Below are 26,266 nucleotides of genomic sequence, written 5' to 3'. Positions count from 1 at the left end.
ATCTAATAAACGATGTTTTCAACTAATTGCTCATACAATTGTTCCTTTTTCTCATTCATTTTCTAAAATCGTATATATTTAATATGTATTTTGTGTTTCGCCATTTTGGTTGTATCGCTTTGATAAACATAAAAAAAGTGGAGGAGTTCCGAAGAACTCCCCCACACAGCCATTTCTTATTGTTACTGAATGATCAATCTGTTACTGAATGATCAAACCAAATCCATTCTGGATGTAATTCGTGTTGGGATGAGCGATATTGCTAGTCGTCAGGTTGTTGAACGTTGCTGATCCATTCCCCGTATAGGTGTAAATTGCCGCACCTGGATGCGGTGATGTGAACCGCGATGTAAGGATTCCATCACGTCCCGTACCATTAATATTGATATTGTTGAACACGATATTTTCAAAGCCGCCGCCATATCCAAACTGGATCGCACTGCGCTGCGTATTGATAATATCAATGTTGGTAAACGTCACGTTTTTGATGGAATCGTTAGATGCCTCCAAATCGATAGCTCCGCGTTCGCCATTGTAGAGGTCTTTACTAGTTCCGCTGTTTATAATCGTTGTATCCGAGAACAGAATGCCGGTATTGTTCTGGAAATGGTAGCCTGGGAATACAGTGTTCATTCGAATGCCAGATCCGCCTACAGTGTCGATGATCAAGTTGTTAGTAGCCTTATGTCCTCCCCCGCCGAAAAATGCAATAGCAGCCGCACGCCAGTTATTCTCAATCGTATTAAACGAGAAGGTATTGTTGACACCCGCGCGGGCACCATTTACATTACTCGTCCATACGGCAAGACCATCATCACCGTTATTTCGTACGCTGCTGTTGCGAACAGTCGAATTGCTCGTTCCTTGGGCGAAGTTGACACCGTCAGCAAGATTATTTCGGATCCGGCTATTTTCAATCACAAGCCCATCCGCATAAATTGCTGGTGTATGTGCATAATCCCCTACCCAAAAACCGCATTCAAAATGCTCAACCCATACATTGTGTACCTTTGAATTTTTTCCGAAATTGTCCATAAAGCCCTTGTAAATAGCACCCTCGTGATAGCGCGACCGCAGCTTGGAATTCATATAGATATTGCTAAAATCAAGCTTGCCTTCGACACGGAATGAAATGCCGCCCGATGCTACATTAGGTTTGGTAAACTGGATGTTTGTATGCCAGATGCCGGCACCCATGATTGTAATATCATTAATCATGTTACTGACAGAACCGACCTTCCACATGTTTCCGAGATGGAATGTTCCTTCCGGTATATACATGATTTTTCCAGTAGAAACCGCTGATGTTACAGCAGCTTCGAAAGCTGCAAGATCGTCGAGGCCATCGTTTGCAACAGCGCCAAAATCCGTTACAGAAACCGAGTTGGCCGGGCGGGCAATCGCAGCTGGAACCTGCTCGATTTCAAGGAAGTCTACACCATATTCGAGATTGTCAGCATTGCTTTTTTGGATACGTATGGTATCGCCAGGTTGTAGGGCTGTATCCAGTTTCCAATGCACCTCATCAAATCGGAAGAGCGGACGTCCTCCGGATGGAGTGTCAGCTGGTTGATCACTTGCGAAATACTGCCAGTTGTAGTAGGAAGTGAGCGGGATGGTCTTGGCTTTGACTCCATTAACGTAAACATCAAGTGATCCGCTGAGCCCCATACCATCCGCTGAGTCTGGCATCGTAAATCTCATCGTAACGCCTGCTCCACCCTCCCCTTGCCTTACGTTCCACTGAAGATATGAGCCATTCGATGGAAGTGACACGTAGCTCTGACCAGATGCCTCGGATGCAATAAGCGCCTGATCGAATGTCGGTGCAGATTGTAAAGTTGCTCCTCCACCTTGAGTCGCATCCTGCGTATCGTACCTGTTGTAAGGCATGCTAGCACCTCGTGCAGAATAAACGACTAGACTTGTTGAACTCGTGTTATTTGCTTGCTTAATTGCTAATTCATTGGCATCAACAGCAACGATTGTTGATACGGTATAGTTGCCAGTTACTGCTGTCCATGTTCCAGAAATACTGACATTTGCAGATGCGCCAGCTGCTAAAGTACCGCTATATGACCCGTTGTAGGTCTGAATGGTAGAGCCGGTTGAATTTTTAAGAATAACGGTTACGCCATGGGTGCCGCTTGCTGAAGAAATGTTTCCTTGATTTTTAAGGAAAACGTTGAAAGCGACTGTATTGCTGGCAACTGGATTACTAGGTGTCCAGGATACAGTTCCAATTAAATCGGAACTGGCTACAGGAGCGACAATGAGTGATGATGGATTCGTATAGCTGTTGTTGGCATCATTTTGCTCAATAATTGCATTGTTCTCATCTACCTTCGAGCTTACTGAGTACGTAGCTGCTGTTTTGACACCAACATTAAGTGACACTGTTGCTGAAGCACCGGCCGCTAGTTCGGCTACTGGAGCAGAGCCGGCAAGTGTGTTGTTAAGGTAGAAGTTGACTGTAGTCGCTGGGGCACTGGCGTTGCCGATATTCTTAACTGTTGCGTTCAGTGTAATTTCATTTGTCTCTATTGGTGAGACCGGTGCCCATGACATGCCTGTAATCGTCAAATCAGGGTTTGGAGCAGGTGTTCCGTATACTTGAAACTCAGCGATTTGGCCGCCAGGTGCGCCGGAGTTCGTCGTAATATTCAACTGCAGACGTTTAACCGTCGAGGTAACCGGAATCGTTATCATATTGCCCGAAGCTGGATTAAACGTATAAGCTTGCGCCGACACTAAGCTGCCGAAGGTTGTTGTATTTTGGTTATGGCCTAGAACTTGAATCGTTTGTGTACGAGTGCCCCATTCTGTAGAAGGATTCAGCTTCAGCACGATGGATGTAATGTCATGATTCGCCCCAAGATCGAGAGTTAAGGTGCTCGAAGCGCTGCCGCCTTCCCAATAAGTGGCGGTGTTATTGTCGTTTGCGTTCGCTGCAATAAACGTTTGTGTGCTGGATGATGCGCTAATAGCTTTGCCAATAGCGATGTTTCCACCTGGTGGAGTCGTAGGCGTTGCTGTTGGTGTTGGTGTTGGTGTCACTGATGGCGTAGGAGTTGGAGATGGCGTTGCTGTTGCTGTTGGTGTCACCGTTGGCGTAGGAGTTACCGTTGCTGTAGGAGAAGGTGTAGGTGTAATGATCGTTGAATCAACTGTGATTTGGTCAAGATTGACATTGCCGGAATCGCCTGCATCGTATTTATAAGCAATCGTATTGGAGCCTGCATTTAAAGTGAGAGCCTCTGCTTTCGTTCCCCATGTATCCCAGTTCGCAAGGTTTGGAAGTGAGGTTTGGCGGATTTTTGTTCCGTTTACGTAGATGCTTATTGTTTTTGTGCTTCCGCTCGCATTGGCGTACTTGAGGGTCACGTTGCGGCTGCCTGCCGCGGCTGCATTGACCGTAAACGTTGTTGTCGCACCTTGTGCTAAGTAGCCGTCAACAAATCCAGTGCCGGCATAGCCGGTATGATCCGTATTTACGCTCGCTCCGCCGGACAAGGCAGCAGACTCAGCCTGATAGGTGCCCGTAGGCGTTGATGTAGGAGTAGGTGACGGTGTTAGCGCAGTGCCATAAATTTCGAATTCGGATAACTGTGCCGCTGGCCAGCCCGTATTGCCTGTAAAATTCAAGCGAACATAACGTGTTTTCGTTGAAGCGAAGTTAATTGTGACCGAATTGCTTGCAACCGCCGGATTAAATACATAACCGGTAGAAGCTGCAATATTCGTAAACGTTGTTCCATTAACACTGCCTTGAACCGCAAGCGTTTGCGTCCGGGTTTCCCAGCCTGCAGGCAGCTTTAATACGATCTGGTCGATGCTAGTATTTGAGCCGAGATCGACTTGAATCCATTGTGGAAATGCGTTATTTGCACTTTCCCAATACGTTCCTTGGTTGCTGTCTTTCACATTGCTTGGGCTGTAGGTTTGAGATTGGCCGCTTGCTGTAACGTCTTTGCCGATTGACAGATTTGATCCACCTGCAGCAGAAACGGGAGTAAACGGTCCAGTAGATAGGAGCAAGGTCGAGAATAGCATGGTAACGATGAGCGACCATGCAACATACTTATTGCGCATTATATTCCTCCTCAATAATGTGGGGGTGCGAGAAAATGTGCGATCTACCGAAAAACGTACGAATGGCAGCGTTTACAAAAAAGATTGTTTCACTTTTATGCGATTTCCGTATAGCCTTCCGTTCACTTTCCTAGTTCATTATAGAATGATAGACATCCCTCCTCTCGTTATCACACCCTTACATTATAAAGACATAATTGACCGAGCTATAAGATGTAATATTACGGAAATCGTATGCGATTCAATGATAATAAAACAAATCTAAGCTTCTTTCCTCTAAAACAAAAAACCAGTCCAACACATGAGATGTGTTTAAACTGGTTATGTTCATTTTCTTATTTTGAAACTTATTTGCGGCTCATTTTAATGTCAAATTAGGATCAGACTCCATTACTTGTAAAAAAGTTTCGTTTTCCTGTATAAAAAAAGACGATTCTCTCTAATATTGAGAAAGAATCGTCGTTTGTTCAGAAACGGTTGATTACTTCGGTGAAAGCTCGCTTTCCGTTACCCATTTATGGTTTTTCATTTTTTCTCCCCCAGTGGTTGGAACGTAATCAAACATATAAACCGTGGTTTGCTCTGCGGAATCAATTATTGCGGTTGCGCCGTTCATACCCGCCATATGGTCTGCTTGAAGGACAACCTCTGAACCTGGATCATAGGGTTTGTCGCCTGCATCTTTAATTTCTTCATGAATAACCCACTTATGATTGGTCACTTTTTCGCCGCCCGTTGTTGGGGTATAAGATACGGCGTAGGCAGTTGTCGTATAGGCGCCCACAATCGTTGCTGTAGCTCCATTCATTCCTGCCATATGGTCTGCTTTTATAATCGCTTCACTCCCCACCTTGTAGGTTGGATTCGTTGCTTCTTTTAACCCTTTAGGAAGCTGACTGCTATTGGAGTGATTCATTTGTGAGTGGTCTTCACCTTGATTGCTGGTCATAGCGTTCTCAGCACTTTCGTTTTTACCGCAACCACTTAAAGCGATTACCGCAGCAACACTAAGTAAAATCAATTGTTTTTTCATTTTATATAACACTCCTCTGTTTTTTTGTTCAGTATGTTATTCGCATTATACCCCCAATGGGTATTTTGGAAACGTTTTTTCATTTCTATTTTTCAAATTTGTTCTTTTGTCCTCCTATCCACTATTCCTTATCCTCATTGTAACCAACACTTTTGAAGAACTTGTGTAGACTGCAATCAGTGATACTGGAAGAAGCAAATCACAACAAAAAAAGAAGCATCAGAATCTCTGATGCTTCTTTTCATTTTATGATTCATGTTTTCCAATAAAGTTGCTGAAGAATTTCTCTAAAACGGTGACATCCGTTATATTTGCGTTGCAGGCTTTGCTGTTAACGCACATATAATTTCCAATCGCCTTGTAGTAATCAGGTGAAGCATTAGCAGGCCTTGATTTCGTAATGGCCGTGAATAACGCAACCTCTTCATGTCTATTGCACAAAAAACAGTTGCTTTTCTTATTTGTTGGCGTAAACTTTCCTTCAATGCCGATAAGCTGTCCGTCTTGACGGTAAATAAGAAACAGCTTATTAGATGCGATATCGGTCCAACCCATATACGTAACATAACGGTAGTCAATATCATCTAAATCGGGTACCTTTAGCTTTTTTACTTTTGGAAACAGCTTTTTTATTTGAGCTGCCGTTACTTGAGTGAATTCCGACATCAAAGGCTGCAGCGATTGCAAATAGGATTGAATTTCTTCCGTCCTATTTAGCGTTGCAAGCTTCTCTAACTCATGCTTTTGAAGATCAGTTGCGCCCGGGAATGCTTCGGAAATCTTTGTTTGCGTACTATACCTAACCGCTTCAACTACTTTCGGATCGGATACCGTGTTGCAAGCAGTTTGAAGCAGATGTGCTTGTTTCTTAATCAAATTATATTGATGGTTTCTAATAAATGGTTTATTCATAGCTGTTCAGCCCCTTATTTTTAATGAAAAAAATATAAGGTGCAAAGCTTTTATTAGAAACGATATGAGCTCCATTGGGCGAAAATATTTCAGTCCGGCCCCACGCAAAGTATCGCCCTAATATTAGGCTTTGCATGAGCAGTTACTTTTCCCGGCAATTTGATTTGCCATTCCTATCACCTCCCTGCCTCTTTACATTATAAAATGAATTCAGATGTTGTTACAACGTGTGAATTCCTCTAAATTTACATTTTGATTAAGTATGCCACTTTTTCCGGATTTCCTCCACAGTAGCTAAAGCAATGGTATCTTGCAAAATATCGCCTGGCTTGTTGCCTCTCCCAAGGATATAACCTGCAAAATTTGTGCCTGTATAGTCAAAAATATATTGAAATTGCTGAACAAGCGGAATTCCTTTTAGATGGGGCTCGTCATCGCCTATACCAATGACCCAGGCTGTTTTTGACGCAAAACTAGATAGAAACTCGGTCTTATTCTCTCTTAATGATTGGGACCATCTATCAATGAACGTCTTCGTAATGCTTGATGCGCCATACCAGTAGATTGGCGTCGCAAACACCAATACATCTTGTGCCTTTACGCGTTCGATCAGATGATGGTAATCATCATTTGGGTAAGGCTCTTTCTCAGAATGCCGGTAATCGACAATAGGCTCTATGTTGTAGTCAGATAAGTGAATTTTATCTGCTTCAAATCCTTCAACTAATAAATTTGCTAGTTGATCCGAGTTTCCATTTTTGCGGGAGCTTCCATAAATCACTGCAAATCCCATTGTGAATAATCACCTCCACTTTTAAAGTGTTAAGCCTTTATTTTGAAAAGTCCTGACCAAGCCAATCCGTGCTAAGCTTTGCGAGGGCTCCATCCGCTTTCATTTCTTTAATCGTTTGATCCACAGCGTCGGCAAGTTTCTTTGACTCGGGGTCGTCTTTACGGAGTACATACTGGATATGCCCCTCATTAAGCGCATCTCCTACTGCTTTGAGCTTGCCTTGCGGATCTTTGATCGGAAGAAGGAAGTCTGCGCTTATTGTTGCGTCAACCCGTCCATTCGTGATTTGAAGAACTTCATCGTTAGCATCGTTTTGCTGGTACACGATTTTTATTGCGCCATCATGCTCCTTATTGTAATTTTCAAGTATTTGAGCTTGAGCGCTGGTCGGGCCAATCAGCACTTTTTTTCCTTTCAAATCATCTAAGGACTTGATCGATTCATTGTTTACTGCTGCAATAATAATTTTGTTCCGCCAATAAGCGTAAGGTTCTTCGTTAAAATAAAACTTTTGTTCACGCTCAGGATTTTTCTCAAATAGATGAGCGGCTATATCGATCTTTTTCGTTTCTAGACTTAATAGAATGTTGGAAAATTCCATCGTTTGAAACTCAAATTCATACTCTTTCAGACGTTCGTCTATCTCTCTGATAACCTCAACATCGTAGCCTGTTAACTTTCCGTTATCATCGAGAAAAGCGACTTGCTCGAAATCATTGCCAGTGCCGACAATAACCTTTTTAACCCCCGCGGCTGATTCTTCTTTATTGCTGCTGCCATTATTGGCACACGCTGTAATAACAAATAAGAAAACAAGGGCAAACGCAAATGCATTAAACTTTTTCAAAATCGTTTCCTCCAATTTGGTTGTGTATTAAACTCATAATCCCTACGGGTTAAGTGAGGATTAAAGGCTTAGATAACTGTAGCATTCACACCTGCATAAGGTCAATTGATTACATAATAGATAATTTTTATATAAGATACCAAAAATGCTATATAAATATAAAAAATGTAAAAAAAACAAAGACCCTCGCCAAATGAATGGGAAGGGTCTTTGAACTTTAATCGTTTGTTTTAGTTTTGGTTATCTTCCCCAATGACAATGACTTCCGTTTCTAAATCTATGCCAAAGTTTTGTTTTACCGTCGTCTTAATAACTTCGATCAAATCAATGTAATCCTGAGATGTAGCATGATCCACATTTACAATGAAACCTGCATGTTTTGTGGATACCTCTGCTCCTCCGATTCGTTTCCCTTGCAAACCGCTGTCTTGTATCAGTTTTCCAGCAAAATAGCCAGGCGGGCGTTTGAATACACTGCCGCATGAAGGATATTCCAATGGCTGTTTACTTTCTCGCGCAAAAGTGAACTCATCCATTTTTTGTTTAATATCGGCATATTCAGCTTGTTTAAGATGAAATACAGCTTCGAGCACGACATATTTATTTGCAGAAATATTACTTTTCCGATAACTTAATGACAGATCCTCACTTGATAATGTGAGAAGCTCGCCTGCTTCGTTCATTACTAAAGCTTTGACTAATACATCCGAAATTTGTCCGCCATAGGCTCCTGCATTCATATACAAAGCACCACCGACCGTACCTGGGATGCCGCATGCAAACTCAAGTCCAGACAGATGCTGTTCTAATGCTTGCCTAGATACATCTATAATCGAAGCTCCAGCCTGCGCAATAATTGTACTATTTTCGGTTCGAACTTCATTCAAGTTTTTTAAATGCATCGTAATCCCGCGAAGGCCGCCATCCTTCACGATAAGATTGGAGCCATGTCCCAAGAGGGTAACTGGAACATTTTCTTCTTTCGCAATTTTATATACAGTGCTTATTTCATCATATTTATTTGGAGTAATGAATACATCTGCATTCCCCCCTAATTTTGTATATGCGTGATTTTTAACGGGTTCAGCAAGCTTAATATTCAAGTCGGGCAGTTTATTTAATATACGTTTATAAAGGTTCAATTCATTATTCATAAAAGTTGTTCCCATTCGTTCATTATCATTCGTTTCACCTTTTCTTGTTGTTGTTAAAGCTTTGAAATTTCAACTTTAAATTATAGCACATTTTTCCGATTAATATTACCTTTTAATCAAAAGTTGTCATTTATAAATTTAATCAATCCTATTTCCTACATATCATTAAATTATCGTTTCTCCTTATTAAATATGCAACAAAAAAAGAGCAGGATACGATCCTGCTCGCTTTTTTTATGGCTTAATCTGTAGCAACCATAGCATGTCCTCTCATAAGCCTTAATGTCTTATCATTTATTTCTTTATTTCAATTACAATATCATCCAATTTAATTTGTTCTCTACCTCTTCCTGCTTTTTTAGGCAATACAATTTCTTTTGAACCTTCGTCTCTCGTTATTTCTAATGATCCATGATTTTCGGCAGTGTGTTCATACAAGTTTATCTGAGGTGTCAGTATAAGCTTGGTAGCAATGGGGTCTAATTTCTCAAAAGTTTTACTCCAGTTCATGTTATAGCCGCCTCGCTCACCTGCTCCTCCATTGCCTTTACCTACATAATGATTGCCTAAGTCGTCTTTAATTTCGATATCCACATCTACAGCATCCCATTCATTTCTTGTCTCATCCGAAATCACTTGATTGTAATAAACGATAAAGCTCATGGGGGTAAAGGTTATGTTGTCTATGTTCACTTTTACTCCCTCGTTTTCAATACTTTGATTTATGATCTGTGTTTGATTCGCCGTTGCGTCTAAAGAAAGAGCAAAGCTCCATTTACCTTGTATTTTCTCCTCGTTATTTTGATTTGTTATATTTTCAATAGTCCAGTTTATATTTACGTGATCCAATTCCGTTTGATTACGAAAATCGATATTGCTTTGAACTAAACCTACATAACTATTTTCATCCACTTTTGTAATTTCAGAGCTTTGACTGCCACCGATTGCTCCTTTTGCAAATAATAAGCCATGTAACTTTGGTTCGTCACCCAAGTCTTGTTTACTTTCTAATGCATAGGTTAAGGTAACCGATTTCCCATCAAAAATCGCATCTTCAATCGTGATTTTTATGCCGTTGCTCTCCGTTGACATGTTAATTTCGCTGGAATATTTCTTATAGTCATCATAAAATCCGACCCTTCCCGTATCCAATAACCTGAATATATTTCTTATAACGGGGATTTCGCTAGCATAAGCAGGGAACGTTATGCCAAAGGTAGCAGCCGTTAAACCGATTAGTATGACTGCAGCAGCAGCATTCTTTTTCCAACGTTGTGTTTTTTTATTTTGAGCTAATGATCGCTTTAATGCTTTCTTTACGCTAGTCTTTTCAAATTCAGTGACTTCCATTTCCACAAATTGTTTGTCGTCTAGATCAATATCGTTTAATAATTCATAAATATCCTTCATCATACACTACCTTTCCAATTCAGCTGCATCGCTTTGGTATAAAGTGTCTTTTTCCCTCTATAAATGCGATTATCGATGGACGCTTTCGTTAAATCGAGTTTCGCTGAGATATCCTCTGTTTTTAATCCAAGAAAAAATTTCATTATAAAAATATCCCGATCAACTGGCTCTAATAAATGGATTAATTGAATTAATTCCGTTTTATCCTCCAGCATTATCAACTCTTCTTCTGCCGATTTTTCGGAGCTCAATTCCATTTCATTAGTGGTGAACTCAACTCTTTTACTATTTTTTCTGTAATAATCAATAGACTTAAATTTGGCTATTGCACAAATCCATTTCCTGAAATCAGTTGAATCGCCATGAAATTTATTCGAATTGTTCCATATGGATAATAAAATATCGTTCATACATTCTTCAATTACTCCCTCGTTCTCAAGCGGGGACAGCACTTTATAAGTTACCCCTTTAATTAAAGGCAAATAGGTATCAACGATAAATTCTAAAGCATCTTCTTTCTGTCGCTTTAAGCGTTGGATGAAATTTTTATCATTAGACTTCATTAGCGATTCTCCTTATTTTTTTGTAAAAGCTTTTACACTATATACAACGAAGTTGAAAATTTTTATTCTCAAGTTTAGATTAATTATATTTTTAGGCCATTTATAATAAAAAAAGTCGATTCCTTAATCGTACAGGAAATCGACTTTTTATGGTTGAGTTTTTATGAGTCAACTTTTGAAAATATGGCAATCGGCTTCTTATCCGTAGCTTCGACTACTCGCTGCTCAAATGTTGGGCCTGCTTCTGAATAGGAATCATATTCAATAATGCCTACATTCAGCATTCTGAACTTCTTTCTCATGACCTGATAGAACGTCGAATCATGTGTTGAGATAATAAATTGTTTATGATTTTGCAATTTTGAATCAGCTAAATTACGTATAAGATCAATTAATGCAGCCACATTCAAGTCATCCATACTTTGCACAGGGTCATCCATAGCGACAAAGGACAGTGGTGACCAAGATTGCGTAAGCGCCATGGCCAAAAAGAATGAAATCGCAGTGGCATTCACCTGGGCTGCGCTAAATATGTACGAGGGATTTGCTTCTTGGTGACCAAGGGCCGCATCTTCTCTCGTCATCACTTTGAGAAATAAGCGATTGCTGTTGAATTTTTTCCCCGTATCATAATCGATCTCGGTGAACACGGGATGAGAGTTGATTCTGACAAAGATGGAACGCATAGTATCGAACATTTGATCCATGACTCGTTCATTCAAGCTGCGAATGGCATCTGGCACGGCCTGCTCGGCATCCTTTAGAGCGGCAACCAGGTCTTCGATGGTTCGAAGACCTTCTTCCACTCGTTCTATGACCTTATGCTTGGCAGTTTTTTGTTGCTGTAATTGTTCAAGCAGTGCGAGATTTGCGTTTGCTCGGAAAGCATCTAATAATTGTGTTGCTGCTCCGTGCTTACGAGTATTTTCGAGCAAAGATTCCTCAATCAAACTAGCCTTTGCGTCTAACTGATCCGCAACAGCGCTCCAATTCGTTGTTTGAGCACTAGCACCAACAATTCCTTCTGCTGTTAGTTTACCTAGCCAAACAACGACATCATCTTGTAGATGCTTAAGTTCTCTTTCTATGCTCTCCCTTGGCAGGGATGAAAACGATGTAGCAATCGTAATAAGCTGCTTGCGTAAATGATCTACTTGTTTATTACTTTCATCCAGCTTAGTCAGTAACAGCTCTTTCAGAGCTGGCGTATCAATAGGGATATTCAACTCATCAGCCAATGTTTTAAAATCATTGTAACTCTTGTCCATTAACTGCATTTTTTTGTGCAAATCGTAGTGCTTTGCTTGTAAATCTGCCACTTGATCGAGCAATTGAGTATGCTGATCACTCCATTCCTGCATGGTGGCTTGAAGTATGGTTAGACTTTCTTTAACATTCGCTTTTGCTTCAAACAGCTGGTCATGATAGATTTGTCGTTGTAATTCAAGCTCGAGGCTCTTCTTTTCTGCACGAGCTAGATCAGGATGAATGGCATCCATTTGTGCGCTGACGTAGTTCTGCAGGCGTAATGAATCAACATCTTCTATTCCACAGGCAGGGCAGCAATCTAGCTCTGGCTGTTCAATAGCAACCTGTAGAACATGCTTTAGAAAAGCTTTATGTTTCTTTTCATGAAGCACAAGCTGCTGTACAAATTCCAACTGCTGCTTGTGTAAACGATCAGCCTCCAAAAAAGCGTTTTCCAAATCTGTTTGTTCACGAAACCGCAGCTCTAACTCTCGTAATGAATGATAGAGTGCGAGTCGAGGAGTCTCCTCTAAGAGTGGATATGCTATGGCAAAGTTACCGCTCATCCCATCAAATTTTTTACGGTTGTTTGCCTGAAGCAATAATTTTTTCACTTCATTTAACGCTTCTAATAAGTGATCGGCTCTATGCTGAATTGCCGTTGTTTGCTGCTGTAAATCCTCATTCAGCTGTTCGTTTTGGAGCTTGATCAGTTCGTTTTGCAAAAAACTATCTGCTTCTTCATTGAGCCTTAGCAATTTTTGAATTGTATTTAAATGTTCATCTAGCGTTTGAGTAAGATGATTTTCTCGTTCCCATTGCTTCAGAAGCGGAAGCTTTTCCTGTAATGAGGTCATCGCATCTTTTGCTAGATCGAGCCGTCTGATTGTATCATTTTCCAAAAGATTTCGTTCCTGAACGAGAGCTTCTATTTGCTCCTCGGCTTCTTTGATCAATGAAATAACCTGATCTTCATCTTCTGAAACCGCTGCTTTTTGGAAGACAGCTTCATAGTTATGAAGTGCTGTTGACCATTGATTATTTCGTGATGCAGGCGAGAATTCTGAGATTTCCAGCTTAATGCCTTGAATACGGTGCTCCAGCGTTTCTTCCTCCGCAATCAGCTGCCCACGCTTTTGGCTAAATGCCAGTCTTCTTTCTTCCAGCTCCACCCTTGCTTTATGTACGAGTTCTCCATAGCTCGAAAATTGCTCTGTGCCGAAAATTCGGGAAACCGAATTGTAGCGATCCTTCTCCTTCATGCCTCTTAGGATGCCATTCATCCGTTCTTGACAGAGAAGATGAGTAAGAAACAAGCTTTTGTTTAAATCCACTTTATCGAGCCATTCCGCGTGGACGAGCTTCTCCTTTAACACGGCTTCTGCCTCCTTGGCAGGCATCTTCTCGCCGTTAATCTCAACTTCAAGCAAATGGGCTCCGCTATCTGTCCTTACGTTCGTATTGGCGATCCCCGTACGTGTTACGATGATTTGCATGTCTGAATTTCCAAGCTCAATGATTACTTTTGGAGCTCTATCCCCGGTAAAATGATTCCCAATGTATCGATATAATTTGCGTTCGGGGTCTTGCTCATAACGATAAATGCTACCGGTTAATCCCCATTCGATCGCGTCAAAAAAAGAGGTTTTTCCGTAACCATTTGGGCCATGTAAAATGACAATGCTTGTATTGGGAAATTCAAATCTTCGCTTCTCATTAAACCCGCGGAATGCTTCGATTGTGATCGCATTAATCCTCATGGCCGAGCACCTCAGCTAACACTGGAATATTTAAAGATGACAATAGCTTGTCCACAGACTGCTCATCAGCTTGAAACAAAGCTTTATTTAACTGGTCTTTCGTCGATTGTTGAACACTGGATTGCCATTGGTCGAGAAAATGCCGATCATGAAACCAAAGGCGCTCGAGCTGGTGCTCGGGCAGCTTAGTTTGAAAGTCTAAAGGCAGTTTTTCAGCTAAACGATCTAAATCTGAGCTAGTGATGATAATCTTGCGAAAGAAAAAGCGGTTTGACTCGATGCGTTTTTTCAAAGCATTGCTTATCTCTTGCGCGTCTACAAAGAGGACTAAATACATGTCCCAACGCAAATCATCTAGTTCGCCGGGAAGCTGATTCTGTACCCGGTAAGCAAATTGATAAGCTGCTCGCTCCCAGTGGTTCTCGAGTGATGATGGAGAGTCATAGGTAACGACAGCAAAAATTTGCTTCGCAGAAAAGTAAAGGGCATCTATGTGCCTAATCGATACATTTGTTAGCTTTTCAAGGTCAGATTGTTGGTCAAAAAAGTCAAATATCTGTTGCACCATGTTCAAATCACACTCCTTAGTCGTGTGCAAATTTCTTCATAACTCACTTCATGTCTAACTTGACGCAAGCAAGAGGAACAGCTGATACTGACCGTTCCGGATAAGCGATTAGATTCTAAACCTTCGAAGATGGTTAACTTCGTGTCTTGAGCAAATTGTAGTAATATTTTGGAAAAGTCAGCTTTACGGCCATTGTTGCAATGCTCGCATAGATTTTCTGGGTTGCCTTTTTCGAGTGATTCCGAATTAATATTTTCGAGCAGCAAGCGATATGGGAATAAGTCCGAATGGTCTCTGGACTTCATATAAGATTGAAAAGAATTGGTGTAAAGTTTGGTCATAAATCCGATGACAACCTCAGGCATCGTTTCTTTAGCCTGGGAGTAGAGCATACGCACCCAGCGATCGGAATTCAGCTGAAGATTGGACAAATGAACCCATTCCTCAGGATCGATAAAGTTCCAATCGGGATATACCAAATTTACGAGCGCCAGCAGCTCCCACAGCTCGCGCAGGCCGGGTTCTCCTTCAGGAAGACGAATGTTTGCAAATTGGTACAGCTTTAGAAATAGCTGCAATCTGCTTTCTTCCATCTCCTTCAGCTTTCGAAGAACATCATTCATGGATGCAATAAGTTTAGTTCTTATTTCGTCATCATTTTTGAAGCGTCGTATGAAGATGGTATCCAGAGCTTGTCGGTGAATCTCAAATTGATCGTTTAATCGAGCCTGCATCTTCGATACATGAGCTGATCCTGCCGGCTTGTCCGACAGGTCTAAGGAAGTTGTTATCTCTGGGCGGTTATCTTGTATACCAAACGGTGGAGGATCAAAAGTTTCAAGTACGTCTAGTAGGAGTCCTTTTAGAATATTGTAGTTTGTTGAGAGATGTCCTTGCTGCAGATCGAGAATGGTGCCATGATCACCGGGCAGAGACCGGGCAGAATCATAGCTCTTTGATTGTCCCATATTGGGAACGGCACTGCCCTCCTCGACTACGGTATCCTTGTCACCGAAGCAGTAAATGGACGTGAAAAAGCTCCTAAGTTCTCCTTGCGCATCAAAAAAGCTGCGGTTCATATCATCCAAAAAAGCGTTGTTTGAACGCAGCTGTTCGATTTGCTTATGATTCTGAAAGCGCTTTATTAAATGGTGGAATTCAGCGAATTTAGAGCCGTTATAAGGTGTTGCATAGCTAATAAAGCCACCGATCCGTTCTAATCCTTTTTTGCGATGCAAATATTCGTTGAGTAAGAATCGTTTACCGATTAATCCTCCCATACTGTGGCCAACGATAACGATTTTCTCATATTTTCTATAGGTATACCCATCCAAAATAGCCTTTAATTGAATAGCAAGCTGGTCTATGGACAGAGGACTTTTTTTACTGACACTAATTTTTTGACCTAAGACGTCAAACTCTCCTTCGATTCCAAAAATGTTGCTGATGAGCTTAGAGGTGTCATATGTAACGATTCCAATATCCGTATCCGTGATGTCCGGATCTGATGCGATGAGCTCCGCCCAGTCTCTGCCTGGCTTTACCCACGTTTCAGGAGCGCCCAAACCATGAATCAGCAAGACAAGCATCTTGCCTTTGCTTCCCGGTGTTCTCGGTTTCAGTTCGATCTGCATCGACATGTTCAGCTTCCCCTTTCTCCTAATGCTTTCCTATTATTTTATATCAAGCATATATGGTTTCCAAGGGTTGTACTACATGTTTTGGAAGATCTTTTTTTGTTATTTTCCATTTTATGAGTATTGTAATCGATTCGAATATGTGTATAATACAAGGTAATTGAATAAACGAAATGTTTTCTAGGGTTCCGCAGCGTAACCGTTGGTCTGGTCCGAGAGAAAACTCACAGCCATGCTGTGTCACGGAAGGATAAAAGCCTGGGAGAAACTGTTAAACAGTTTACTCTTGGGCTTTTTTTTTATGTTTTTTGGCAACAATAAAATTGGAGGTGTATTTTGGTGAATTCGAATTGGATTAAAGTATTTATTGCCGCCTTTTTCGAGGTTTTTTGGGTGATTGGCTTAAAACACGCGGATGACTTCTGGACGTGGGCAGGAACTGTCATTTCTATTATTATCAGCTTCTATTTAATGATCGCTGCAGGCAAAAAACTGCCCGTCGGAACGGTATATGCTGTTTTTGTAGGAATGGGTACGGCAGGAACTGTTTTTTCCGAAATTATTTTTTTTGGAGAACCATTTAAATGGACCAAGATGTTGTTGATTTTACTTTTATTAGCTGGAGTCATGGGCCTGAAATTAGTTACGAAGGATAAAGATCAGAAAGGAGCTGTATCCTAATGGCTTGGATTTCTCTCATATTTGCAGGATTGTTTGAAATGTTTGGTGTTGCCATGATAAATAAATTGCATAAGGATCGCAATTGGCAATCCGTTGTATTATTAACGATCGGATTTTTAGCAAGCTTCCTATTTCTTGCTTATTCCATGAAAACACTGCCTATGGGAACAACGTACGCCATTTGGACGGGAATTGGAGCGTCAGGCGGAGCTATTTTGGGAATGCTTTTATATGGAGAATCGAAGGACTGGAAAAGGGTTGTTTTTATAGCGATGGTATTAGGGTCAGCCGTAGGGTTGAAGCTTGTCTCTTGAAGGCTTTCATTTGATATGATCATTCGTGGAATTATAGCTTAATTTAATTTTTGGAAGGAACAGGCTCATTAATAGCCTGTTCCCTGCTTATTCAGACTTAAATCTTGTCTTGCGTCTACCCCGCTGCACTCTCTGTTTCATGCTGGTGATACACGACCGTTAACGTTTCTTTCAGAGCAAGGGCTAGTTCTTTTGCTTCTTCAGGGGTGTTGCCAACTGTAATGAAATAACCTAATCGATCATCCGAGCTTTTTGCTTCTGTGACCAAATCTCCTTCAGCTGCCGTTAGCTGTGCTCGGATAACATTTTCATTTAGTTCTAAACCGGCAAAGCCTTCAATTCCATCAAAAATACCCTCTCGATCGGCGGTCACATAAGCAATTGAAGCTGCTCGGTTAAACCGTTTCTGAATATTGATCGGGTTGTCTAAATAATAATTAACGGTTGCTTCAAATATATCAACACCGAACGCTTGCACTAATAAATCAGAAGAAATATTGTCGCCTCCTGGCCTGCCGTTCACCTCGATAATTCGTGGACCCGTACTTGTAAGCTTCACTTCTACGTGACTTGGTCCATTCACTATCCCAATAGCTCTCAAAGCATCAACAGCCGTACGAACGATGTGATCCTCATGCTCTACATGCACTGAAGTAGGTAACGTATGAAGAATTTCAACAAAATAAGGAAGCGGTGAGGTCAATTTTTCAGTAACGGCCGAGAAAATGGGCTCTCCATCTTTTACGAATAATTCGACACTAAATTCTGGACCATCCAAGTACTCCTCAATTAAATACTCATCGCGGACTTTGAAGTCCATATAAGTTACTTTAAAGGCTAAGATCGTATCTATTGCATTCTTCAGTTCAATTGCATCGTTGATGAAATAAACATTTTGACTGCTTGCGCAATTCGTCGGTTTTAATACGATAGGAAATCCGATCTCTTCCGCAGCTGCTAATGCATCTTCGTAAGTTCTCACTTTTTTAAATTTTGCACTCGGAACTTGATGTTCAGCATAAGCTTCTCTAGCCAAATCTTTGTTTCGCGACTTTAAAGCTGCTTCGTATGGTACTCCTCTAAGTCCAATGCGCTCTGCTACCTTCGCAGTTACGTGAGAGGCGTAATCCGTAGCAGGAATTAACGCATCCAGTTGATTCGCATAAGGTGAGCCAACAATCGCTTGGTAGAGTGACTCTTCATCTCGAATATCTGCAACAATTAGATCATGGTAAATGCCTTCATATCCATACTTTTGCGGATTTTCCGTGGAAGAAACGATGGAAATGACTTTATGTCCTTGTTCAAAAGCGACTCTCGCAAAACTAACGCCGTAGAAACTTGGTTCAACAAAAGCTACTGTTTTAATTGCTGTCATCTCTTTATCCTCCTTTAATGGTTATGAAATAAGTGGTTCGCAATTCAAAATTCAAGCTTCCAGTGTGCTTTTTTGTGTCGCTTTACTATTCATCACAAAGTACACGACAAATCCGATAAACATCAAGCCGCTCATACAGATAAAACCCGCGCCTGGAGAGAAACGATCAATGACAAGGCCAAGCCCTGTGGCGGACAAGGTCTGCAAGAGCAAGGAAATCGCCATCCAGACCGAAGTCGCTCGACCCATGTAGGATTTGGATACCGATTCCATCAGCGTCGTTGTCATCAAAATACGTAACGAAGAGTTCGTTAATCCGATCAACACACTGCCAAGGTACAAAAGCAGTATCAAATGGTTAAACGCTACAGCGAGCAAGCTCAGTACGGATATCATGAAAAATAATAGTATCGTTCCATGTTGTGATATTTTCTTAGCTAAGGGTGCTGCAATAAATCCAGACAATAATCCCCCAATGCCATAAAACATATCTGACAAACCGAATACAACAGAATCACCTTGCACCGTATTGCTCACATAGCCAGGAAGAACGACGTTATAAATCATCGTAGAAACGAGTGGAACAATCGATACAATACCAAGCAAGAAAATAAATGGACGTTCCGCCAAATACGTTATGCCATTCTTAAACGTTGCAAAAAAGGACTCTTTATCATTTTCAAAAGGGATAGGTGAGTATTGAATTCGACTAAGGAAGAAGCTGCTCACAATAAAGGCGAGCGCATTCAGAAGAAGAATGATCTCAAAACCAACGAATTTGTACAACACTCCTGAAAGTGCACCAGCCATAAACATCCCTACTTGCAAGCTGATTTCAATTAAGGAGTTTCCATTAATGAGGTCCTTCTCCGATAGGATTTCTTGAACCAGGCTTCGAGAAGCCGTCATATACACGGTCCAGCCCATCCCATTAATAATGGCAAATGTATAAAGATATTCAATTCGGAATCCCGTCCATACAAAAGCACCTGTTATGATTAACAAGGCGATCGCCCGAATGCCATTGGCCCATAAGATAATCGTTTTACGATTCCATTTATCGATTAGGGTGCCTACGAATGCGGAGATGAGAAAACCAGCAATAACATTTAAGGAAAGCATGAACCCTATGGCGGTAATCGAATTTGTCTGATCCATGAGATACCAGTTCGCACCAATCGTACTCATGCCTACGCCGAACCCGGAAATAATATCAGCGAAGGAATAATGGCGAAAGTTTCTTTGTTTTAGTACGCTAAAAACCATCCTTACCTCCTAGAATATTCTGGATTTGTTGTTTCAGTGGTTCAAACCCAAATCCTAAATAGTCTAGAACCTCAGCATGTGTACCGCCGTAGATCGGCCATTTCTCACCGCAATGATGTGAGTGAACTTGATGCTTTGGCAATAATAAGGCTAGATAGGACGCCGTACCGCCGGTTGCTCTATGCTCCTCAACGACCAGAAATTGGTCAGTTAAACCACTTAATGGTTGAATATAAGGTTTCAAGCTTTGAATGTCGACGTAACACAAATGCACATGTACGATAGCGTCGTCCTCTTGAACGATCCGCTTGCAAAGTTCTGTTGCTTGTTCACCTACGGAAATCAAGCATAGTTTGGATCGGGCAGTACGTGCGCCTCCTTCAACAATTAAGTTTCTGCAGCTCTCGTCCTCTGCTCGATCCAAGCTGTCAAAAGCATCATTTCTAGAAAGGCGAATATAATACGGCTCCTCTGATGCTGCTGCCTCACGTATTACTCTTCGTGTTTCCTGCTCACCATGAGGGCAAGCGATCCGTATGTTTTGAAACGATTGGAGGACTGCGATGTCCTCCAGTGCATGATGTGTCGTTCCAAACCAGCCGCCAGATACCCCTCCATACGCAGCTACAACCTTCACGTTTTTCCCCATATACCCCATCGTCAGCTTGATGCTTTCCGCTGCTCGCAATGCTGCAAAGGAAGCAAAGGTTGAGAAGAATGGCACATAGCCGGCTTCAGCAAGACCGGCTGCCATATCAATTCCAGCTAATTCTGCAATGCCAAGATTAAAAAAACGCTGGGGATGCTGCTGTCCAAAAGGATGATTTTTGCCTCCTAGATCTGCTTCAATACATACAATTTGGTCGTTGCTGGACGCAAGCGTAGTTAGTTCATCTTTATAGGCATCTCTACCTGACTTCTTGGTCATGATAAACTCACCTTCCATTTATGGGCGAGCTTCTCCGGGATTTTAACATAATGGGCTTCGGGGTTTCCTTCAATCGCAGCAACACCTTTTCCTTTTATCGTATTGGCTAGGACGGCTACTGGTCTATCTGGATCTGGTTCAATTGCGGCAAGGATTTCTTCGAAATGATGACCGTTAATTTCCTTGACAGCAAAGCCAAACGCTTCAAATCTTTGCCGGAGATTGCGAAGCGGTGATATGTCATGCACATAACCATCGTTTTGGCCTCCGTTGCAATCGACGATATATACAAAATTAGTGATCGACTGGGCTTGGACAATCTGTGCGGTTTCCCAGCATAATCCTTCCTGCAGCTCCCCATCTCCACCGATCACAATCCCTAGTCCATTCGTTTGTTTCATCTTTTGTGCCAGTGCCCAGCCTGCTGCGTACGGAATGCCATGTCCCAAACTGCCTGTAGCGAAGGGGATTCCTGACAGTTTATGATTAGGATGACCTGTGAACAAAGAGCCTGCTTTTCCATAGCTATCCGCTGGGTTATCCTTGATAATCCCGTATACATGGAGCGCGGCATATAATGCTGCTGCAGCATGCCCTTTGCTAAGAATGATGAGCGTATTGGGATCTTCCACATATTTCGAATACGCACCAATCAATAAGTCAATCGCAGAAAGACTTCCGCCGATATGGCATCCTGTAAGTGATGCAGCCATGTCAATGATCAATTTCCTCGCTTCTTTCGCCTTATCAACCAGCAGGGAGATTTCTTCCCTTTGAATATCGATTGCCAGCTCCATTTATTCCTCCAATCGCAGCCGAAACCATTCGTTTACAGCTTCTTTTAAAATCGTTCTGGTCTGCTCTACCTCACCATAATGTAAATATTCATCATTCGTATGATCCAAGCTGGAATCTCCGGGACCATAAGCTACCATAGGGACGGCATCCCAAGTTGTGGCCAGCGTATTCATGTCGCTCGTTCCACGTTTTTTGATATAGTGAATGGATTTCTCCTGCTTAGCGAAACTGCGAACAAAAGCTTTGACTAAGGAGCCTGTGCGAGAGTTCGAAAATCCTGGTGTTGCACGCAAGATTTCAACAGTCACATTTTCACCAAATGACAAATCAATTTTCTTCTGATAATCGTTGCCTGCCGCTGGTGATATTCTAAAGTTTAACGTCCCTTTTACCGTCAAAAACCCTCGTTCATTCTGATGCTCGATATCAATTAATGAGGATAAGGACTGTGGATCGATATCACGTACGAGAACACGAATGTCTGATACGACACTGTACAATTCGTCGATAACACTCCTGCTATCTTTGGCTGCAGTATGCTCCTGCGCGCGATGAATAGTAATTTCCAGCTTAAAGAGACCGTAATAACCGAGGGTTAAGCTCTCTACCCCGCTCGGCTCCCCAATAATAACCGCATCCGCCTTGTAGTGATCTCGAATGAAATGAGCTCCTTTTGATGATGATATTTCTTCTTCGACTGCACCAATTACAAGTAAAGTTCCTTTCTCTGGCACATCAACTTCTTGCAGCATATGAATGAAATTTACAAAGCAGCCTTTAGCATCCACGATTCCCCTGCCCGTAATGCCTTTGGAGTCAGATCGAACAGGCCAAACATGCGGAACCGTATCTATATGCCCTAACAAGAGCAGCGTATGGGGACCATTCCCTTTGCGGAAAACGACGTTCCCAGCGTGGTCTATTTCCCCCGAAACCGAAGGCTGCTTTATCGTCTCTAATAAGTAGTGTGCAAGCACATGCTCATCCTGAGAGACCGAAGGAATACGCGCGACTTTATTCAATAAATCGAATGCGCTGAGCTCCCGATCCATGTTCCAGAACCACGTTTTGCCGAGCTCTTCCAGAGAATGAGGACCGGATATATTCACATCACAGATGCCCTTACGGATTGCTAATTGGGCTGCGCGCACTTTTTGCTTCATGCGCCCTTTTACAAAGCTTAATTCATCATTCGTATAGACACTTTGTATCGTTGAATGTTTATCTTCAATATCTTCCAGTAAACCTGCAGTTCCAGTAACAAAGCGCAGGTGATGCGCTTCTAAGTCCACTGCTAAGTGAGCAGCGAGCACATCTGCATCAATGTTTATGTACTCTTGCAGTTCTGGATCTAATATTGGTGGAGAAACACATACAACATCAAAGGCCTGTAAAGCAGATTTCAGAAATGCCACATGACTGCCCACGAAATGACCGAACAACGAATCACGGACAATGATCGTTTTTTGATCCTTAATCACTTTAAGGGGTTTCGCTTTCTCGCCATAGACAAGACCTTGATCTCCACCAAGCTGTGAGTAGACAGTCAGACCGTATGCCTTCAGCTGTGTGTGTATCGTGGGCAAAATAATCTCATGGTAGGCTGCACGGATAATCGGCATCTCTTCTGGGGAACAGTACCGTACCTCATCCCCAGACGGCAATGTAAGAAAAGGCATCGCTCGAGGAATGGATTCATATTTTTGTTTTATGGCTTCGGCACCGCCTGCCACAAGCAGCACTTGATTTCCTCGCTTTACGATACGGCTAATTTCTTCAAAAATGTGAGGATGGTTTACAATCGTACTGCTCCCGAGCTTGATTACATATAAGCTGCCGCTGCTCATCAGGGCCACGCTCCCTCAAATTCAAATGTCAATCCCGCCTCCTCAGAGTATCCAAAATAGTTGTTTGCTGCCTGTATGGCTTGCCCCGCAGCTCCTTTAATTAAATTATCGATGGTTGCGATGGAAACACAATTTCGTCCATCCACATAAGCACCGATTTCTGCATAATTTGTTCCTGCTACTGTTTTGATCATAGGTGAACCATTGCCCGAGTTAAAATAATGAAGAAAGGGTTTGGATGAATACGTGCTGTAGAATGCTTTTTTTACATCTACATCTGTTACATGCTCTTTGAGCAAGGAATACGAGGTTGCCATAATTCCTCGGGGAAGATCAAGACTATAGACCGAAAACTGCAAATCTATCGTTTGATTCAAATGATAGGATAATGCATGCACGACTTCGGGCTGATGACGATGACCATGTACTTTATAAGCTCTGAAGTTATGGGAGCGCTCCGCATGATGCTCTGTTGTCGATTTTCCGCCGCCGCTGGAGCCCGTCTTGGCATCAGTGATTACACGTCCTTCAATTAAGCCATGCGCCACAAGTGGGTAAAGGGTATACAGCGTCGCCACCGCCATACAGCCTGGAAGATTGACTACCTTTGTTTCAGTATTGATTTTGCTGAACTCTGGAACATAGTAGTGCCATCCGCCTTCAAATGCATGTTTTAATGTTTCTGGATAATGTTGATGTAATATATCGGGGTCGGATATGCGATAATCCCCGCTTAGATTAAAGATATAGTCTGTATGCTCTGCAACATGCTGGATGATTTTAGGCAAGGAGCCTGTGGGCAAACAGGAGAAAACCGCATCGTAATGACCGTCTAATTCGGATATTTTGTTGAACTTTAGCGAGCTGTGCTTCTTTTTATGAATAGAACCGATATAGAACTTATCCACCGGGTATCCCGCCTTGGATTCGGAGGACACAAACTGAACTTCAAAATGAGGATGCTTATTTAACAGCCTGTATAACTCAGCGCCAGTGAACCCGCTGCCGCCTAGAATGGCTACTCGTTTCTTTTGTTGTTCTGTTGTACTCATCCTAATCTAGCGTCTCTTTCATACAGCACTTTAAGATCGCTGCCTCGCTCTACCAGTTCACGAATAATGTGCGGGTTCGCATCAATTTTTTTGAAAGCCAAGGCGTAAGCTTGAATTCGCTCATATTCTATAGGCGTTCTTAATTCTCTGCATATCGTTAAGCTGTTTCTAAGCATCTTCAATGTTTCAGGGAAATGGTTCAAATCGTAACCAAAATCTTGACGGTCCGATAACGTAAACGGATAACCATTTCCAAAGCCTTTTCGATTTTTGAACGGCAGATGACCAGGTATCGGTACATTTTGCCACTCTCTAGCAAATACGCCTTCAGAATTAATGAGCTGCTGAACAGCATCTTTTACAAGATAATCCTCCAAGTCCTCAAGCCCAAGTCGCTCGGGCGAGAGTTTAACGCGATACATGTTATAGCTGTGCTTATACCCATCCGGTACGAATGGTCCGCTAAACAGCTTTGTCTCTGAAAGCTCATTGGTTAAATAGGCTGCATTCCGTGCACGAATGGCATCATAATAAGGAAGGCGGGAAAGCTGGCTCAAACCGAAAGCAGCTGCAATCCACGACATGCGGTAATCAATGCCTGATGAATCTAGGAACGTTAGTGCGCGCTCATAATCCTCCTTTTCTTTGAAAAAAGCGATGCCTCCTTCCCCGCCTACAGGAAAGTTTTTATCGGCCATTAAGCTTTGCCCTGCACTGTCTCCAATGGAACCGGCGAGTTGTTGTTGGATTGATGCGGAATGCGCATGGGAAGCATCCTCCACAAGGCGAAGCGAATACTTGTCAGTCAGACGTCTCAATGCAGGTAGATCAGCAGGCAGGCCATGTACATGCACGGGCATGATTGCCTTTGTCTTGTTCGTTATGGCTTGCTCGGCTTTTAGTGGATCTAAGCAATAGGATATAGGGTCAATGTCCACAAAAATGGGGATCGCCTTCGCTGCAACAACGGCTTGAGCGGTTGCTATGAATGTGAATGCAGGAACGATCACCTCATCTCCGGGCTGTACACCTGCCCCAACTAATGCGAGGTGCAGGCTGGATGTACCGCTCGCTGTAGCAATCGCATAATTCGCCCCAACATAATTGCGATACGTTTCCTTGAACTCATCGACAACTTGTTCTCCATCCTGCTGGATGGAGATAAGCATTTGGATGACATCTTCCTTCGTGATGATTGGGAAATTCGTCTTCCTGACATCCTCTGGAATAATAGATGGTCCCCCCAGAAAGGCTAAAGGTGCTTGAACCCAATCATCCGAAGGCAGCGCTAACGGCTTGCGAATAAAATCCGACTTCATCATGATTGGTTCCTCCTTAAGAGTGTTAGCTTCACACATGCTGCTACGAGCGGGCTAAGCCTGTAGTTGAACTGCAAGGCTGGCTGCAGGTCAGGTTCACTTTCTTCCTGTGTCCACATCGTTTGTAAATCAAAGGCACCAAAAATCTTCAAGCGCTCTGCTTTTTTCCAAATATTATCATCATTTGCAGCGATGGCAGCAACCGGTCCAAAGCCTAGTCCCGTAAAGTCCAAAACGAGTACGGGAGCAAAGTCGCTGGTTTTAAAAATGATCTGATCCAACTGCTGAAGATTATCCCAATTAACTTCAACGGTTACATAAGCCTGCTTTATGTGTGGATCTGAAATGAGTGTGATTCCTAACCACTGAATAAACTTTTTTTCCTGCTCACTCGGATGATCAAGTCGTGCAGATGTATGGTAGCCTAAGTCCTGTCCCCACAGCGCACCATGAATCGCACCCGTGTAACTATTAAATAAGGAGACATATTTTTTGTTGGTCAGCTTGGCTATCCCTTTCTCCAATCCTTTTAATTCAAGATCATTTTTTTCAATACTCATAATGACGCCTGAATTTAGTACTCTCGATAATACAAATGACAATGAAAAATAGTTTTCTTTTTGGATGACAGCTTCTGGTTTCGTTAACGTCTCTCCCATTTCCTAT

At 42.2% G+C, this 26,266-nt stretch carries 21 protein-coding genes and 1 riboswitch; of the genes, 2 read left to right on the top strand and 19 right to left on the bottom strand.

Annotation, left to right across the window (positions count from 1 at the left end; translation table 11 throughout):
* Window positions 1-201 precede the first annotated feature (201 nt).
* The 11 genes from AB4Z45_RS02175 to AB4Z45_RS02125 all read right to left on the bottom strand — a co-directional run bounded on the left by AB4Z45_RS02175 (window position 202) and on the right by AB4Z45_RS02125 (window position 16,020).
* Window positions 202-4,092, bottom strand: a complete 3,891-nt coding sequence (locus AB4Z45_RS02175; RefSeq protein ID WP_441907684.1) for a discoidin domain-containing protein — start codon at window positions 4,090-4,092, stop codon at window positions 202-204.
* 481 nt (window positions 4,093-4,573) lie between these two features.
* Window positions 4,574-5,125, bottom strand: coding sequence for a YdhK family protein (locus AB4Z45_RS02170; RefSeq protein ID WP_441907683.1), 552 nt, complete (start codon window positions 5,123-5,125; stop codon window positions 4,574-4,576).
* Between the two features lie 246 nt (window positions 5,126-5,371).
* On the bottom strand, window positions 5,372-6,037 hold the full coding sequence (locus tag AB4Z45_RS02165; protein WP_441907682.1) for a FusB/FusC family EF-G-binding protein: 666 nt from the start codon (window positions 6,035-6,037) through the stop codon (window positions 5,372-5,374).
* Between the two features lie 256 nt (window positions 6,038-6,293).
* A complete protein-coding gene (locus AB4Z45_RS02160; RefSeq protein ID WP_441907681.1) occupies window positions 6,294-6,830 on the bottom strand; it encodes a flavodoxin family protein in 537 nt (178 codons plus the stop codon).
* A 37-nt stretch (window positions 6,831-6,867) separates the two neighbouring features.
* Entirely contained in the window at window positions 6,868-7,677 is an 810-nt protein-coding gene (locus AB4Z45_RS02155) for a transporter substrate-binding domain-containing protein (RefSeq protein WP_441907680.1), read from the bottom strand.
* A 230-nt stretch (window positions 7,678-7,907) separates the two neighbouring features.
* Window positions 7,908-8,831, bottom strand: a complete 924-nt coding sequence (murB, locus tag AB4Z45_RS02150) for a UDP-N-acetylmuramate dehydrogenase (protein ID WP_441907679.1) — start codon at window positions 8,829-8,831, stop codon at window positions 7,908-7,910.
* A 294-nt stretch (window positions 8,832-9,125) separates the two neighbouring features.
* On the bottom strand, window positions 9,126-10,241 hold the full coding sequence (locus AB4Z45_RS02145; protein ID WP_441907853.1) for a DUF4179 domain-containing protein: 1,116 nt from the start codon (window positions 10,239-10,241) through the stop codon (window positions 9,126-9,128).
* Window positions 10,241-10,804 (bottom strand): sigma-70 family RNA polymerase sigma factor, encoded by a 564-nt coding sequence (locus tag AB4Z45_RS02140; RefSeq protein WP_441907678.1) that lies wholly within the window; start codon window positions 10,802-10,804, stop codon window positions 10,241-10,243. Before AB4Z45_RS02140 ends, AB4Z45_RS02145 begins: the two co-directional genes overlap by 1 nt.
* Before the next feature lie 161 nt (window positions 10,805-10,965).
* Entirely contained in the window at window positions 10,966-13,812 is a 2,847-nt protein-coding gene (locus tag AB4Z45_RS02135) for a hypothetical protein (RefSeq protein ID WP_441907677.1), read from the bottom strand.
* Window positions 13,802-14,380, bottom strand: a complete 579-nt coding sequence (locus tag AB4Z45_RS02130) for an ABC-three component system middle component 1 (RefSeq protein ID WP_441907852.1) — start codon at window positions 14,378-14,380, stop codon at window positions 13,802-13,804. Before AB4Z45_RS02130 ends, AB4Z45_RS02135 begins: the two co-directional genes overlap by 11 nt.
* Before the next feature lie 2 nt (window positions 14,381-14,382).
* Window positions 14,383-16,020: an ABC-three component system protein gene (locus AB4Z45_RS02125; RefSeq protein WP_441907676.1), complete on the bottom strand. Its 1,638-nt coding sequence runs from the start codon at window positions 16,018-16,020 to the stop codon at window positions 14,383-14,385.
* Between the two features lie 166 nt (window positions 16,021-16,186).
* Window positions 16,187-16,284, top strand: a riboswitch (guanidine-I (ykkC/yxkD leader).
* Between the two features lie 72 nt (window positions 16,285-16,356).
* On the opposite strand from AB4Z45_RS02125, the gene AB4Z45_RS02120 reads away from it, so the two are divergent.
* Window positions 16,357-16,698: a DMT family transporter gene (locus AB4Z45_RS02120; RefSeq protein ID WP_339209314.1), complete on the top strand. Its 342-nt coding sequence runs from the start codon at window positions 16,357-16,359 to the stop codon at window positions 16,696-16,698.
* A complete protein-coding gene (locus AB4Z45_RS02115) occupies window positions 16,698-17,012 on the top strand; it encodes a DMT family transporter (protein WP_076265992.1) in 315 nt (104 codons plus the stop codon). The genes AB4Z45_RS02120 and AB4Z45_RS02115 overlap by 1 nt, the downstream gene beginning before the upstream one ends.
* A 115-nt stretch (window positions 17,013-17,127) precedes the next feature.
* Here AB4Z45_RS02115 and AB4Z45_RS02110 read toward each other — a convergent pair whose 3' ends face one another.
* Genes AB4Z45_RS02110 through AB4Z45_RS02075 form a run of 8 tightly spaced genes read right to left on the bottom strand, consistent with a single transcriptional unit; the run spans window position 17,128 to window position 26,259 of the window.
* Window positions 17,128-18,390, bottom strand: coding sequence for an ATP-grasp domain-containing protein (locus AB4Z45_RS02110; protein ID WP_441907675.1), 1,263 nt, complete (start codon window positions 18,388-18,390; stop codon window positions 17,128-17,130).
* A gap of 51 nt (window positions 18,391-18,441) precedes the next feature.
* On the bottom strand, window positions 18,442-19,656 hold the full coding sequence (locus tag AB4Z45_RS02105; RefSeq protein ID WP_441907674.1) for an MFS transporter: 1,215 nt from the start codon (window positions 19,654-19,656) through the stop codon (window positions 18,442-18,444).
* Window positions 19,646-20,584 carry a transketolase family protein gene (locus tag AB4Z45_RS02100; protein WP_441907673.1) on the bottom strand — a complete coding sequence of 313 codons (939 nt, stop codon included), beginning with the start codon at window positions 20,582-20,584 and terminating at the stop codon, window positions 19,646-19,648. The genes AB4Z45_RS02105 and AB4Z45_RS02100 overlap by 11 nt, the downstream gene beginning before the upstream one ends.
* Window positions 20,581-21,381: a 1-deoxy-D-xylulose-5-phosphate synthase N-terminal domain-containing protein gene (locus AB4Z45_RS02095; protein ID WP_441907672.1), complete on the bottom strand. Its 801-nt coding sequence runs from the start codon at window positions 21,379-21,381 to the stop codon at window positions 20,581-20,583. The genes AB4Z45_RS02100 and AB4Z45_RS02095 overlap by 4 nt, the downstream gene beginning before the upstream one ends.
* Window positions 21,382-23,229 carry a M20/M25/M40 family metallo-hydrolase gene (locus tag AB4Z45_RS02090; protein WP_441907671.1) on the bottom strand — a complete coding sequence of 616 codons (1,848 nt, stop codon included), beginning with the start codon at window positions 23,227-23,229 and terminating at the stop codon, window positions 21,382-21,384. It lies immediately after the preceding gene.
* Window positions 23,229-24,281 carry an N-acetyl-gamma-glutamyl-phosphate reductase gene (gene argC / locus AB4Z45_RS02085; RefSeq protein ID WP_441907670.1) on the bottom strand — a complete coding sequence of 351 codons (1,053 nt, stop codon included), beginning with the start codon at window positions 24,279-24,281 and terminating at the stop codon, window positions 23,229-23,231. The genes AB4Z45_RS02090 and argC overlap by 1 nt, the downstream gene beginning before the upstream one ends.
* Window positions 24,278-25,603 carry a DegT/DnrJ/EryC1/StrS aminotransferase family protein gene (locus AB4Z45_RS02080; protein ID WP_441907669.1) on the bottom strand — a complete coding sequence of 442 codons (1,326 nt, stop codon included), beginning with the start codon at window positions 25,601-25,603 and terminating at the stop codon, window positions 24,278-24,280. The genes argC and AB4Z45_RS02080 overlap by 4 nt, the downstream gene beginning before the upstream one ends.
* On the bottom strand, window positions 25,600-26,259 hold the full coding sequence (locus AB4Z45_RS02075) for a degT/DnrJ/EryC1/StrS aminotransferase (RefSeq protein WP_441907668.1): 660 nt from the start codon (window positions 26,257-26,259) through the stop codon (window positions 25,600-25,602). Before AB4Z45_RS02075 ends, AB4Z45_RS02080 begins: the two co-directional genes overlap by 4 nt.
* Window positions 26,260-26,266 lie beyond the last annotated feature (7 nt).

The organism is Paenibacillus sp. MCAF9, assembly GCF_052114265.1.
GTDB lineage: Bacteria > Bacillota > Bacilli > Paenibacillales > Paenibacillaceae > Pristimantibacillus.
The sequence above is the reverse complement of the archived record's forward strand: the minus strand, read 5'-3'. Positions and strand labels throughout refer to the sequence as shown.